The organism is Bradyrhizobium sp. HKCCYLRH3099, assembly GCF_051167855.1.
GTDB lineage: Bacteria > Pseudomonadota > Alphaproteobacteria > Rhizobiales > Xanthobacteraceae > Bradyrhizobium.
On record NZ_JBNPTW010000004.1, the window covers coordinates 215,855 to 228,336 of the forward strand.

Sequence of the window (12,482 nt, forward strand, 5' to 3'; positions counted from 1 at the left end):
CGTAGGTGCCGTTGCTCCGCGTGTATCCAGACGATGTATGAGTACTCGGGTTTGAGCCGGTCCCGTACCCGTAAGATTGTGCACGAGCTGCATCGGTGAATAGAGCGGCGGCAGCGACCATAAAAGCGAACTTTAACATAGATTGCCTCCCATTAGTTTTATTAATGATGGAATACAACCATCATAGCCGCCGGACAGCAACCTCAGCGCGGTACCGATGAACGCTTTACTGATTTGCCCGCGCCGCCTGACGTCGATAGGCCTCGATCATCTCGGCCGTCACATCGGCGGGATAGCATAGGGGCGAGGCGCCGCCCGGTCGTGAATGCGCGCTCCTCGCACCGCAGGCCCTGCCGTTCCTCATGAGATCGTCGGGGCAGGCGCACGGGTGGCCCGTGGCGTAGTACTGCTCTCGGCTCGCCTTGATCAGGATCGCCGCGATGGCGGCGGCCGTCAGCGCCGTCTCGATCTTGCGGTTCGTGTCCGATGCAGTCGGCTTATCTTGCGGCGTCAGCTTGGCCTGCGTTGGGGCAGGCTGGCGATCACTTTGCGGCTTCGCTGGCGGGGTGAGACTGGTCGGCGTCTGGCTGACCAGGCGATCCGTCTCCGTCCTCGTGGTGGGCGTGCTGGAGGGGGCAGGAGCGACCGGCGCGAACGCGACCGGCTTGCTAAGAACGACTTGCGAAGCAGCCGCCGGGGCATGCGTGGCCGCTCTGTCATCCGGCGTGCCTTGGCGACCAACCGAATACGACACTAGGGCAGTCAGCCCCAATAGAACGATGACAGCCCCCGCTTTCATGAACCCATTCAGCCGGAAGCGGCAAACGTGTCAATCTCACGTGATACGTCCGGCGCGGCTTGCGCGTGCCTTTGTGTCGGCGCCAATGGCCGGCATCATCCGCCCCTTCATCTGCTCGCTGGAGTGCTGATGCAGAAGCCGCCACTTGATCCAGATGTCGCCGACCTGGCGCCTGCCGATGATGTCCTGACCGAATACGACGAGGAGCATCTCGTCACGTATCTCCGCCTGCTCGATGCCGCCAAGGCGGGAGCCGACTGGCGCGAGGTGTCCCGCATCGTGCTGCATCGCAATCCAGACGCGGAGCCGGACCGGACGCGGAGAGCCTATGACAGTCACCTTGAGCGGGCTCGGTGGCTGTCAGAGCAGGGCTATAAGGGGTTCTTGCGGTCGCCGGGCTGATCGGGACTGGCTGGATGCGGCGGCTCCGGCTCGTCGGAGCAGGCTCCAGGTCGGCCGCCATGACGGATACATTGACGGTAGCGCCAGGGCTCAACGAAGCTGCCCGACCACATGCCACGGCCTGCCTTCTCCGCTTCGCGTTGTGCCTCCTCGTATCGGCCCTGCGAGTACTTGGGCCAGTCGAGGGCATGGCCGTTGGCGACAAGCCACTGTCCAAGGTCCGGACCTGGCACTCCGAGCAGGCAGACTGCAACCGTGCGGCCATACTGGTCATGGCCGCGCGGGGAGCAGGTGACTGGGCGGGGTATGGCGTAGAACAGCGCGGCCAGAGACGCGGCTGCCTGGCGTCCGCAGGGATAAAGATCGCTGTCGCCGTTGCGGCAAAGTTGGTCGCTCTCCGGTGCGTCGATGCCCCACAACCTTATGCGCTCGCCGTGGATTTCGATCGTGTCGCCATCAATGACGCTGGCGTGGCCGATCAGATCGGTCGCCTGCGATACACCCGCAGCTCCGAAGGAGAACAGCGCGGCAATGAGCCAGCGATTTATTTTCTTGCAGGGAGATGCGTCGCGCAAATCGGCTTCCGTGAGAGTAGGGGTCTGAAAGGTCACTGACGGAGCGCATTCAGCGAATGTGATTTTGGTGCTCTCAGCGGAGATGGCCCATGATTGCGCCGATCGCGCCGCAAGGGAAGCTGGTAAACTCTCGGCCGGGCTGCCAACGGCGAGCTGGTGCCGCTGATGGCGGAAAGCACGATGTGCCGGTCGTGCACCAGGTCGCGCACGCCGGCATTGTCAGGATCGAGCGATGGTCCTTTGACCTATGACTGCCGGCTCACCATCAGAAGAATGCCGGCGACCTGGGGAAGCAAGGCCACGAGCAACAGGCGGACCATGCTGACGTCACCCTCGGTCGGGGTGACGCGGCCGGCGGAGACCCAGGTGACGAGGTGCGTCACCGCCGCCGCCTGCGGATCGGCGCCGGTCTGGACGGCACCCATGGCCGCCGCTAGCCCGGCGCGGGCCGTCTCGACGGCGGTTTCGCGCTCCCGGCAGAACCGGCCGGCGCCGCCCTTGCATTCGAGATCCCGCGCCTTCATCGCGTCACCCAGGGCCGCCTGCGCCGTCACCACCTGCGGGGTGACGCGGCTCGACCGCGCGAGGGTGACGTCACTGATCGAGGTCGAGGCAAAGCCGACCGATCCCAAGATCGCGAAGGCGAACACCGCCGCCCAGGTCACCCAGGCAGCCACCTTGCTGCCGATTTCCTGGCAGGAGGCCGCGACCGAGGGCAGCGCCAGGGCGGCGCAATCGGCGCAGAGACCCAGCGCCAGGAACAGCCAGCCGCTCAGATCCGAGCTGCCCAGGGACCGCGCATAGACCGCGTTCATGGACAGGCCGACACCGGCAAGGCCGAGGGCGGCGGCGCGGAGGGCAAAAGTCGCAAAGTTTGCAGATTTGGTCGTGACCGTCGTCACCGGCGCGGGCGTCACGGGCTCGACATTCGTCAAATTGACGATTTCGGGCACCGCCGGCAGCTGCGCGGCCTTGGCGGCCCTGAGTCGGGCCTTATAGGCGCGCTGGCGCTCGGCGCCGGTCTTGGGGCTGCGGGGTTGAACGAGGGTAAGGGTGGGTGCAGAGATGTCTATAGCCATTGTGACGGGTCCTATCCGTTGCGTTGGTTAGGCGTGGGCGGGGCGTTGGCGCGCCCCGTTCACGCTGCGGTGGATACGAGCCTCAGGTGTGACTGCGCCGGCTCGCTGGGCGCTTTCTCCGGCTGCACCGGCAGAGTGTTGCAGAACGTCTCCCAGTCCTTCATGGCGGCGCGGCGCTTGTCGAGCATGTCGCCGCGCTTATAGGCCAGCTCGGCCTCGCCGCCCTCGATGTGATGCAGGCAGTATTCGAGGCATTCACGGCTGTGGGTGGTCTCGTTCTGTCCCCAGCTCCGGAAGGAGGTGCGGAAACCGTGCACGGTGACGTCCGGTCGCTTGAGATCCTGCTGCAGCAGTTTGAGCATGGTGTTGTTGCTCATCATCATGCCGGGCCTCATGCCAGGGAAGACATAGTCACCGGGCAGGCTCAGCGCCTTGATCTCCTTCAGGCGTGCGACCACCGTGTCGGTCAGTGGAATGCTGGCTTCAAGGCCGTTCTTCATTGCCTTTCCAGGGATGACCCATTTGCGCTTGGCGAAGTTGATCTGCGACCACTGCATTTGCAGGGCCTCGGTCGTGCGCACGCCGGTCAGGATCAGGGTCTCCAGGCACCATGCGCCCAGGGTCTCCTTCTGACGCAGCTCGGCCATGAAGGAGGGCAGGTCGGCATAATCCATGGCTGGGTGGCTGCCGCGCACCTTGCCTTTCCTCGGCTGTTTCGAGAGCAGGAATTTGAGATTGTCATCCCACTGCGCCGGGTTCATCTCGTTGCGGCTGCGATGACCCTTGACGATGGCGGCGCCGAGGATGTGCTGCAGGTGGCTGCGGCAGTTGCGCATCGCCTGCGGGTTCTTGAGCCAGCGCGGGGCGAGCACGGCGGTGATGTCGTCGACCGTGATCTCGTGGATCTGCTTGGTGTGGATGCTGGCGCAGTAGTCATTCACAGACCGCCACCATTTGGCGATGCCCTTGTCGCTCTTCATGCCCTGGACCTTTGCGGCGACGATCTCGGTCGCAAATTCCTTGAACAGGGGCGACGAGCGGACCGAGGCAGAGGACGTCGCGACACGCTCGGACTTCGGATTGACCTTGTCCAAAACCTTGGCGCGGATCTTGGTCGCCTCGGCTCTGGCGGCAGCGAGGCCGACCTCAGCCAGTGAACCGATGCCGATCTTCTCCTGCTTCTTGTCCCACTGATATTTGACGATCCAGCTGCGGCCACCCATCCCGGTGACGCGCAGATAGAGGCCATTGCCGTCGCAGTGCTCGCCGTCGGGCAGCGTTTTGAGTTCTGCCGGGTTCAGGGCTCGGGAAACTTTCCGCATTTCAAGGCTCTCCCGCGAATATCTCTTTGAGGTTGCATCACCTGTCTTTGACGGTTGTGGTCATAAACGGTGGTGATCCCCCAACTTTTATGCGCGGGTTATCCTTGGGACAATGACTTCGCAAAATCCTCAGAGGGCATCGAGCATTATCGAGCGGCATCGAAACGCAAGAAACCCTTGTTTCATAGGGAGTTCTCGCACTTGTGAAGATGTTTTGGGAGGCTGTAAGAGGTGTTGGGGAGCAATGACTGGCGATCCCAGCAGGACTCGAACCTGCAACCCGCGGAGTAGAAATCCGCTACTCTATCCAGTTGAGCTATGGGACCGTCGTCGCGACATGAACGGCCGTGACGTGAACGGCCTTTGGCCGGTTCACGGGATCGGCGCCGCCGGGCGAGCCCGTCCGGTGCGGAATCCATAGCACGGGTCATATGAAAAATCTTCGGTTTCGCCAAGAGTGAGCGAACCGGGAACGAGCTGGCCGCGACCAAGCGGAGGCGGAGGAGGGCCATTGGGCCCCGTTCGCCCGCCGGCGGCGCCCTGATCGGGGCGTCGCCGCCTTTGCCGGTATGCCATGCGCTGTGAATTGCCGTTGATGAACAGAATTTTGCGGCCCGCGCCCCCGCCGATGACGAATGTCGGCGGCCCGCGGCCATGGCGGCTGCAACCGCTGCCATCAGTCCGTCACCATTTCGCGTCCATTCTCGCCACGAATCGGCCAAACACGGGCACCCTCTCGGGGGTGCCGAAGAGCCGCCCCCATCGCCTTGCCCCAAGGAGCTGTCCCATGATCGGTCTGGTTCGCGCCGCCGTCGTCTGCGCCGTCATGGCGCTTGGCCTCGTCTCCGCCGGCTCCGCCGCGCTGGCCGCCGACAAGGCGTTCAAGCGCGACGACCTCGCGGATGCCGCGATCAAGCTGGAGGCGCAGATCAAGAGCGAGGCGGGGGCGGTGAACAAGCCGCTGGCGGCCCTGCGCACCGATGCCGACGCGGCGCTGCGCCGCAACGACCTGCGCACCGGCCTGCAGCTGCTCGGCCAGATCGCGACCGCGGCGCCGGAGGATTCCGGCAACTGGCTGCGGCTGGCGCGCACGGTGCTGAACCAGATCTGGCCGTCCAATGCGTCGGAGAAGACGTTCCTCCTGGAGCGGGCCTCGACGGCGGCCTACATCGCCTATCAGCGCGCGGGCAATGCCGGCGAGGAGGCCGATGCGCTTGCCGTGCTCGGCAAGGCCATGGCGGAGCGCAAGCTGTGGCGGCCGGCGCTGGATACGCTGCGGATGTCGCTGGAGCTGCGCGAGGTCGCGGATGTCCGGGGGCAGTATGAGCGGATGCGCGACGAGCACGGCTTCAAGCTGCTCGACTACACCGTGGATTCGGACTCGGCGAGCCCGCGCGCCTGCTTCCAGTTCTCCGAGGACCTTGCCAAGCGCACCGACTTCTCGCCCTTCGTGGCGCAGGCCGGCAACGACAAGCCGGCGCTGACGTCCGAGGACAAGCAGCTCTGCGTCGAGGGCCTTAAGCATGGCGAGCGCTACAACATCAATCTGCGCGCCGGGCTGCCGTCGGGCGTCAAGGAGAGCCTGGCGAAATCGGCCGAGTTCAACATCTATGTCCGCGACCGCAAGCCGTTCGTGCGCTTCACCGGCAAGGCCTATGTGCTGCCGCGCACCGGGCAGAAGGGCATTCCGCTGGTCAGCGTCAACACGCCGGCGGTGAACGTCCAGGTGTTCCGGATCGGCGACCGCAATTTGATCAACACCCTCATCGACAGCGACTTCCAGCGGCCGCTGTCGAGCTACCAGCTCAGCGAGCTCGGCGACCAGCGCGGCATGAAGGTGTGGAGCGGTGAGCTCTCGACCGCGATGACGCTGAACCAGGATGTCACCACGGCGTTCCCGGTCGACCAGGCGATCAGCGACATGCAGCCGGGCGTCTATGTGATGACCGCCGCGCCCAAGGGCCCGGCCAGCGGCAACAGCGGCGACGAGGACAGCGGCGGCCAGCTCGCCACGCAATGGTTCATCGTCTCCGACCTCGGCGTCGCCGCGTTCTCCGGCAATGACGGCATCCACGTGTTCGTCAACTCGCTGGCGTCGACCGATCCGGTGGCGCGTGCCGAGGTGCGGCTGGTGGCGCGCAACAACGAAATCCTGGCGACGCGCAAGACCGACGAGGCCGGTCACGTGCTGTTCGAGACGGGACTTGCGAAGGGCGAGGGCGGGCTGTCGCCGGCGATGCTGACGGTGTCGGGGGAGAAGGCGGACTATGCCTTCCTGAGCCTGAAGACAACCGCCTTCGATCTCTCCGATCGCGGCGTGGCCGGGCGCGAGGCGCCGACGGGGCCGGATGCGTTCGTCTATTCCGAGCGCGGCGTCTACCGCTCCAGCGAGACGGTCTACCTGACGGCCTTGCTGCGCGACGGCAAGGGCAATGCGATGACTGGCGTACCGCTGACCCTGGTAGTCGAGCGCCCCGATGGCGTCGAATTCCGCCGCGCCGTGCTGCCCGATCAGGGCGCGGGCGGGCGCTCGTTCGCGGTGGCGCTGAATTCGGCGGTGCCGACCGGGACGTATCGCGTGCGCGCCTTCACCGATCCGAAGGGGGCGGCGGTCGGCGAGACCACCTTCATGGTCGAGGATTACGTCCCCGAGCGGTTGGAATTCGACCTGTCGTCCAAGGACAAGCAGATCAAGGCTGAAACGCCGGTGGAGGTGAAGGTCGACGGCCATTTCCTCTATGGCGCGCCGGCATCCAACCTGCAGCTCGAAGGCGACCTGCTGGTGACGACCGCGTCGGAGCGGCCTGGCTTTCCGGGCTATCAGTTTGGCGTCGCCGACGAGGAGAGCGCCTCCAACGAGCGCACGCCGATCGAGGGCCTGCCCGAGACCGACGACAAGGGCGCAGCAACCTTCCCCGTCAGCCTGCCGAAGCCGCCGTCCTCCAGCCGGCCGCAGGAGGCGCAGATCTATGTGCGCATGGCCGAGACCGGCGGGCGCGCCGTCGAGCGCAAGCTGACCTTGCCGGTGGCGCCGAAGGCGGCGCAGATCGGCATCAAGCCGTCCTTCTCCGGCAAGAGCGTCGGCGAGGGCGACAAGGCCGAGTTCGACGTCGTGTTCGTCTCGCCGGAGGGCAAGACGCTGGCGCGCAATGGCCTGCGCTATGAACTCCTGAAGATCGAGTCGCGCTATCAGTGGTACCGGCAGAATTCCTATTGGGCCTATGAGCCGGTGAAGTCGACCAAGCGCGTCGGCGACGGCGATGTCACGATCGCGGCGAACAAGCCGGCGCGGCTCAGCTTCCAGCCGGAGGCCGGGCGTTACCGGCTCGACGTCAAGTCGGCGGATGCCGATGGTCCGGTGACGTCGCTGCAATTCGACGTCGGCTGGTACACCGAGGGCAGCGCCGATACGCCGGACCTCTTGGAGACCTCGATCGACAAGCCGCAATACCAGTCGGGCGACACGATGGTCGTGACGGTGAATGCGCGCACGGCCGGCAAGCTGACGGTCAACGTGCTCGGCGACCGGCTGCTGACGACGCAGACCATCGAGGTCAAGGAAGGCACCAACCAGGTCAAGCTCGCGGTCGGCAAGGACTGGGGTACGGGCGCCTATGTCGTGACGACGCTCCGCCGTCCGCTCGATGCGGCGGCGCAGCGCATGCCGGGGCGTGCGCTCGGGCTCGCCTGGTTCGGTATCGACAAGTCCGCGCGGACGTTGAACGTTGCCTTGAGCCCGCCGGCGCTGGTGCGGCCGGGCGCGGCGTTGAAAATCCCGGTCAAGGTCGGCGGGCTCAATCCCGGCGAGGACGCCAAGATCGTGATCGCGGCGGTCGATGTCGGCATCCTCAACCTCACCAACTACAAGCCGCCGGCGCCGGACGATTATTATCTCGGCCAGCGCCAGCTCTCGGCGGAGATCCGCGACCTCTATGGGCAGCTGATCGACGGCATGCAGGGCACGCGCGGCCAGATCCGCTCCGGCGGTGACGGCGGCGGCGCCGAGCTGCAGGGCTCACCGCCGACGCAGAAGCCGCTGGCGTTGTATTCGGGCATCGTCACGGTCGGGCCTGATGGCAATGCGGAAGTGAGCTTCGACATTCCGGAGTTTGCCGGCACCGCGCGCGTGATGGCGGTGGCGTGGAGCGCGACCAAGGTCGGCCGCGCTAATGTCGATGTCACGGTGCGCGATCCCGTGGTGCTGACCGCGACCTTGCCGCGCTTTCTGCTGTCGGGCGACCGCGGCACGCTGTCGTTCGATATCGACAATGTTGAGGGCGCGCCCGGCGACTATGTCGTCAGCGTCAAGGCCAGCAGCCCGGTGAAGGTGTCCGGCAATGCCAATGTGACCTTGAAGCTCGCGGCCAAGCAGCGGGGATCATCGACCCTGCCGCTCGATGCGAGCGGCACCGGCACGGCGCAGCTCGATGTCGACATCAAGGGCCCGAACGGGCTGAGCCTGGCGCGGCACTATCAGCTCGACGCCAAGCCGGCGACGCAGGTGCTGGCGCGGCGCTCGATCCGCACCTTGGCCAAGGGCGAGAGCCTGACGCTGACGTCGGACATGTTCTCTGATCTCGTGGCGGGCACCGGCACGGTGTCGCTGTCGGCAGGGCTGTCGACCGCGCTGGATGCGGCGACCATCCTGAAGGCGCTCGACCGCTATCCGCATGGCTGCTCGGAGCAGATCACCAGCCGGGCGATGCCGCTGCTCTATGTCAACGAGCTCGCGGCCGGCGCACATCTGGCGATGGACACCGAGGTCGACCAGCGCATCCGCGACTCCATTGATCGCTTGCTGGCGCGGCAGGGCTCGAACGGCTCGTTCGGCCTGTGGTCGGCCGGCGGCGACGATCCCTGGCTCGACGCCTATGTCACGGACTTCCTGACCCGCGCTCGCGAAAAGGGCTTTGCGGTGCCGGACGTGCTGTTCAAGAGCGCGCTCGACCGCGTCCGGAACTCGGTGGTCAATGCAGAGGAGCCGGAGAAGACCGGCGGCCGCGATCTCGCTTACGGCCTCTACGTGCTGGCCCGCAACGGCGCGGCGCCGATCGGTGACCTCCGCTATCTCGCCGACACCAAGCTCGGCAATCTGGCAACGCCGATTGCCAAGGCGCAGCTCGCCGCGGCTCTCGCGCTGGTCGGCGACCGCGCCCGCGCCGAGCGGGTCTATGGCGCCGCCGCCGACAGCCTCGCGCCGAAGCCGGTGCTGGTGTTCGGCCGCACCGACTACGGCTCGGACCTGCGCGACGCCGCGGCGCTGGTGTCGCTGGCGGGCGAGGGCAACGCACCGCGCGCGACCTTGACGCAGGCGGTGGCCCGCGTCGAAGCGGCGCGTGGGCTCACGCCGTATACCTCGACGCAGGAGAATGCGTGGATGGTGCTGGCGGCGCGCGCGCTCGCCAAGGAGACGCTGGTGCTCGACGTCAACGGCCAGGCGGTGAAGCAGGCGCTGTACCGCAGCTACAAGGCGGCCGAGCTCTCGAGCCAGCCGCTCAAAATCACCAACACCGGTGAGGCGCCGGTGCAGGCGGTGGTCTCGGTGTCCGGCTCGCCGCTGACGCCGGAGCCGGCCGCCTCCAACGGCTTCAAGATCGAGCGCAGCTACTACACGCTCGACGGCAAGCCGGCCGACATCAGAATCGCGAAGCAGAACGATCGCTTTGCGGTGGTGCTGAAGGTCACCGAGGCCAAGCCGGAATATGGGCACATCATGGTCTCCGACTATCTGCCGGCGGGGCTCGAGATCGACAATCCGCGCCTGGTGTCGTCGGGTGACAGCGGTACGCTGGACTGGATCGAGGACGGCCAGGAACCGGTCAATACCGAGTTCCGCGACGACCGCTTCACCGCGGCGCTCGACCGCGCCGCGGATTCGAAGGCGGTGTTCACGGTCGCTTACGTCGTCCGCGCGGTGTCGCCCGGCAAATACGTGCTGCCGCAGGCCTATGTCGAGGACATGTACAATCCCTCGCGCTATGGTCGCACCGGGACAGGCTCCGTGGAGGTCCGCGCGGCGAAATGAGTGAGGGTGGGACCAGCGATCGTGAGTCGGGTGGCACGATGCAGCCACACACTCCGTCATGCCCGGGCTTGACCCGGGCATCCAAGCTGCCTCCGCGCGCGCCGAACGACGTGGATGGCCGGGACAAGCCCGGCCATGACGGGAGGAAAGGGCGGGGCGTCAAACGGCTGCTCGCGGTCGCGGCCGCGATGGTCGTCGCTGTCGCGCTCGCACTCACCGCCTACACCATCTCCCTCGGCCCGCTGCCGCTGCAGGAGGCCAAAGCCCTCTCCACCACCGTGGTCGACCGCCACGGCAAGCTGTTGCGCGCCTACGCGATGGCGGATGGGAGGTGGCGGCTGCCGGTGAGCGCGAAGAAGGACGTCGATCCGACCTATCTGAAGCTGCTGCTGGCCTATGAGGACCAGCGCTTCTACGAGCATCACGGCGTCGACCCCAAAGCGCTGGCGCGGGCCGCGATCCAGCTCGGCTCACATGGCCACATCGTCTCCGGCGGCTCGACGATCACGATGCAGCTCGCGCGGCTGCTCGAGCCACGGCGGCAGCGCTCGCTGCATGCCAAGCTCAGGCAGATCGTGCGCGCGCTCGAGCTCGAGCAAAAGCTCAGCAAGGACGAGATCCTCGATCTCTATCTGACCCTCGCGCCCTATGGCGGCAATCTCGAAGGCATCCGCTCAGCCTCGATCGCCTATTTCGGCAAGGAGCCGAAGCGGCTGTCGCTGGCGGAGGCCGCGCTGCTGGTGGCGCTGCCGCAATCGCCGGAGACGCGCCGGCTCGACCGCCACCCCGAGGCCGCGCGCCGCGGCCGCGACCGCGTGCTCGATCGCATGGTCTCCGAGAACGTGATCTCGGCCGACGAAGCCGCGCAGGCGAAGGCGCAACCGGTGCCGGCGTTCCGCAAGCCGATGCCGATCCTGGCGCCGCACGCGGCCGACCAGGCCACGGCGGTGGTGAAGGATCAACCGATCATCCGCCTGACGCTGGATGCCTCTTTGCAGAAGGTGCTGGAGCCGCTGGCGCGCGACCGCGCCATGGCGCTGGGGCCGAATGTCTCGGTCGGCATCATCGTGGTCGACAATGAGAGCGGCGACGTGCTCGCCCATGTCGGCTCGGCTGATTATTTCGACCAGAAGCGGGCGGGGCAGGTCGACATGACCCGCGCGGTGCGTTCGCCCGGCTCGACGTTGAAGCCGTTCATCTATGGCCTCGCCTTCGAGGACGGTTTTGTGCATCCGGACAGCCTGATCGAGGACCGACCAGTGCGTTTCGGCTCCTATGCGCCGGAGAATTTCGACATGACGTTCCAGGGCACGGTGCCGGTGCGCAAGGCACTGCAGCTGTCCCTGAACGTGCCGGCGATCGTGCTGCTCGATCGCGTCGGCGCCAGCCGGCTGTCGTCGCGGCTGAAGCAGGCCGGTGGCAGCCTCGTGCTGCCGAAGGACGAGGCGCCCGGCCTCGCCATGGGCCTCGGCGGCGTCGGTGTGACGCTGCAGGACCTCGCGCAGCTCTATGCGGGCTTCCCGCGGCTCGGCACCACCCGGCCGCTGCGCGAGATCATGATGGCTGATGAGAAGGACGACGCGCGCGAGCCGATGCGGCTGATGGATCCGGCCGCCGCCTGGCAGGTCGGCAACGTACTGCTCGGCACGCCGCCGCCGGAAAATGCCGCGCGCAACCGCATCGCCTTTAAGACCGGCACCAGCTACGGCTATCGCGACGCCTGGTCGGTCGGCTTCGACGGCCGCGTCACGATCGGCGTCTGGGTGGGCCGCCCCGACGGCGCGCCGGTGCCTGGCCTGATCGGCCGCGTCTCTGCGGCGCCGATCCTGTTCGATGCCTTCGCGCGCTCCGGCAAGCTGCCGGCGGCGCTGCCGAAACCGCCCAAGGGGGCGCTGGTCGCCAGCAATTCCAAGTTGCCGCTGCCGCTGCGCCGGTTCAGGCCGATCGGCGAGCTGGTGCGGACGGGCGCGGAGCAGGCGCCCCACATCCAGTTCCCGCTCAACGGCTCGCGCATCGATGTCGACCGTTCCGCCGGCCCGGAAGCCTCAGTCATGCCGGTCAAGGTCTCCGGCGGCGTGCTGCCGCTGACGATGCTGGTGAACGGCCTGCCGGTCGGCGAAATCGACAGCCGGCGCCAGCGGCTGATCGACCCGCCCGGGCCGGGCTTTGCCCGCCTGACCGTGATCGACGCCACGGGCGCGGCGGACACAGTTGTGGTCAGAATCCAGTGACCGTTCGCTAAGCGGTTGTCGGCATGGTGGTTTCAGCGTATTCGGAACC

Annotated in this window: 8 protein-coding genes and 1 tRNA gene; 3 read left to right on the forward strand and 6 right to left on the reverse strand. The window is 66.6% G+C overall.

Features of this window, described 5'->3' with window-relative positions; translation table 11 throughout:
* Positions 1-226: 226 nt before the first annotated feature.
* Together ACQR1Y_RS11740 and ACQR1Y_RS11745 are read right to left on the reverse strand one after the other, a co-directional pair.
* Positions 227-799, reverse strand: coding sequence for a hypothetical protein (locus tag ACQR1Y_RS11740; protein ID WP_434877318.1), 573 nt, complete (start codon positions 797-799; stop codon positions 227-229).
* Positions 800-835: 36 nt separating this feature from the next.
* The gene (locus tag ACQR1Y_RS11745; RefSeq protein WP_434877473.1) at positions 836-1,087 is read right to left on the reverse strand and encodes a hypothetical protein; all 252 of its coding nucleotides are present in this window, start codon (positions 1,085-1,087) and stop codon (positions 836-838) included.
* On the opposite strand from ACQR1Y_RS11745, the gene ACQR1Y_RS11750 reads away from it, so the two are divergent.
* A complete protein-coding gene (locus tag ACQR1Y_RS11750; RefSeq protein WP_434877469.1) occupies positions 986-1,201 on the forward strand; it encodes a DNA -binding domain-containing protein in 216 nt (71 codons plus the stop codon). The two genes, ACQR1Y_RS11745 and ACQR1Y_RS11750, sit on opposite strands and share 102 nt — an antisense overlap.
* Here ACQR1Y_RS11750 and ACQR1Y_RS11755 read toward each other — a convergent pair.
* The 4 genes from ACQR1Y_RS11755 to ACQR1Y_RS11770 form a co-directional block, all read right to left on the reverse strand.
* Positions 1,171-1,776, reverse strand: a complete 606-nt coding sequence (locus tag ACQR1Y_RS11755; protein WP_434877319.1) for a thermonuclease family protein — start codon at positions 1,774-1,776, stop codon at positions 1,171-1,173. The two genes, ACQR1Y_RS11750 and ACQR1Y_RS11755, sit on opposite strands and share 31 nt — an antisense overlap.
* A gap of 245 nt (positions 1,777-2,021) precedes the next feature.
* Positions 2,022-2,855, reverse strand: coding sequence for a hypothetical protein (locus ACQR1Y_RS11760; protein WP_434877320.1), 834 nt, complete (start codon positions 2,853-2,855; stop codon positions 2,022-2,024).
* A 59-nt stretch (positions 2,856-2,914) separates the two neighbouring features.
* Positions 2,915-4,177 carry a tyrosine-type recombinase/integrase gene (locus tag ACQR1Y_RS11765; RefSeq protein ID WP_434877321.1) on the reverse strand — a complete coding sequence of 421 codons (1,263 nt, stop codon included), beginning with the start codon at positions 4,175-4,177 and terminating at the stop codon, positions 2,915-2,917.
* A gap of 249 nt (positions 4,178-4,426) precedes the next feature.
* Positions 4,427-4,503 (reverse strand) — tRNA-Arg (locus tag ACQR1Y_RS11770).
* Positions 4,504-4,964: 461 nt separating this feature from the next.
* Here ACQR1Y_RS11770 and ACQR1Y_RS11775 point away from each other — a divergent pair.
* The gene (locus ACQR1Y_RS11775; protein ID WP_434877322.1) at positions 4,965-10,202 is read left to right on the forward strand and encodes an alpha-2-macroglobulin family protein; all 5,238 of its coding nucleotides are present in this window, start codon (positions 4,965-4,967) and stop codon (positions 10,200-10,202) included.
* On the forward strand, positions 10,199-12,433 hold the full coding sequence (pbpC, locus tag ACQR1Y_RS11780; protein WP_434877323.1) for a penicillin-binding protein 1C: 2,235 nt from the start codon (positions 10,199-10,201) through the stop codon (positions 12,431-12,433). The genes ACQR1Y_RS11775 and pbpC overlap by 4 nt, the downstream gene beginning before the upstream one ends.
* Positions 12,434-12,482 lie beyond the last annotated feature (49 nt).

Excerpts from the sequence above, each read along its gene's own strand:
- ACQR1Y_RS11745 (WP_434877473.1), bottom strand. The coding sequence starts at position 1,087 with ATGCAGCACGATGCGGGACACCTCGCGCCAGTCGGCTCCCGCCTTGGC.
- ACQR1Y_RS11740 (WP_434877318.1), bottom strand. The coding sequence starts at position 799 with ATGAAAGCGGGGGCTGTCATCGTTCTATTGGGGCTGACTGCCCTAGTG.
- ACQR1Y_RS11775 (WP_434877322.1), top strand. The coding sequence starts at position 4,965 with ATGATCGGTCTGGTTCGCGCCGCCGTCGTCTGCGCCGTCATGGCGCTT.
- ACQR1Y_RS11760 (WP_434877320.1), bottom strand. The coding sequence starts at position 2,855 with ATGGCTATAGACATCTCTGCACCCACCCTTACCCTCGTTCAACCCCGC.
- ACQR1Y_RS11765 (WP_434877321.1), bottom strand. The coding sequence starts at position 4,177 with ATGCGGAAAGTTTCCCGAGCCCTGAACCCGGCAGAACTCAAAACGCTG.
- pbpC (WP_434877323.1), top strand. The coding sequence starts at position 10,199 with ATGAGTGAGGGTGGGACCAGCGATCGTGAGTCGGGTGGCACGATGCAG.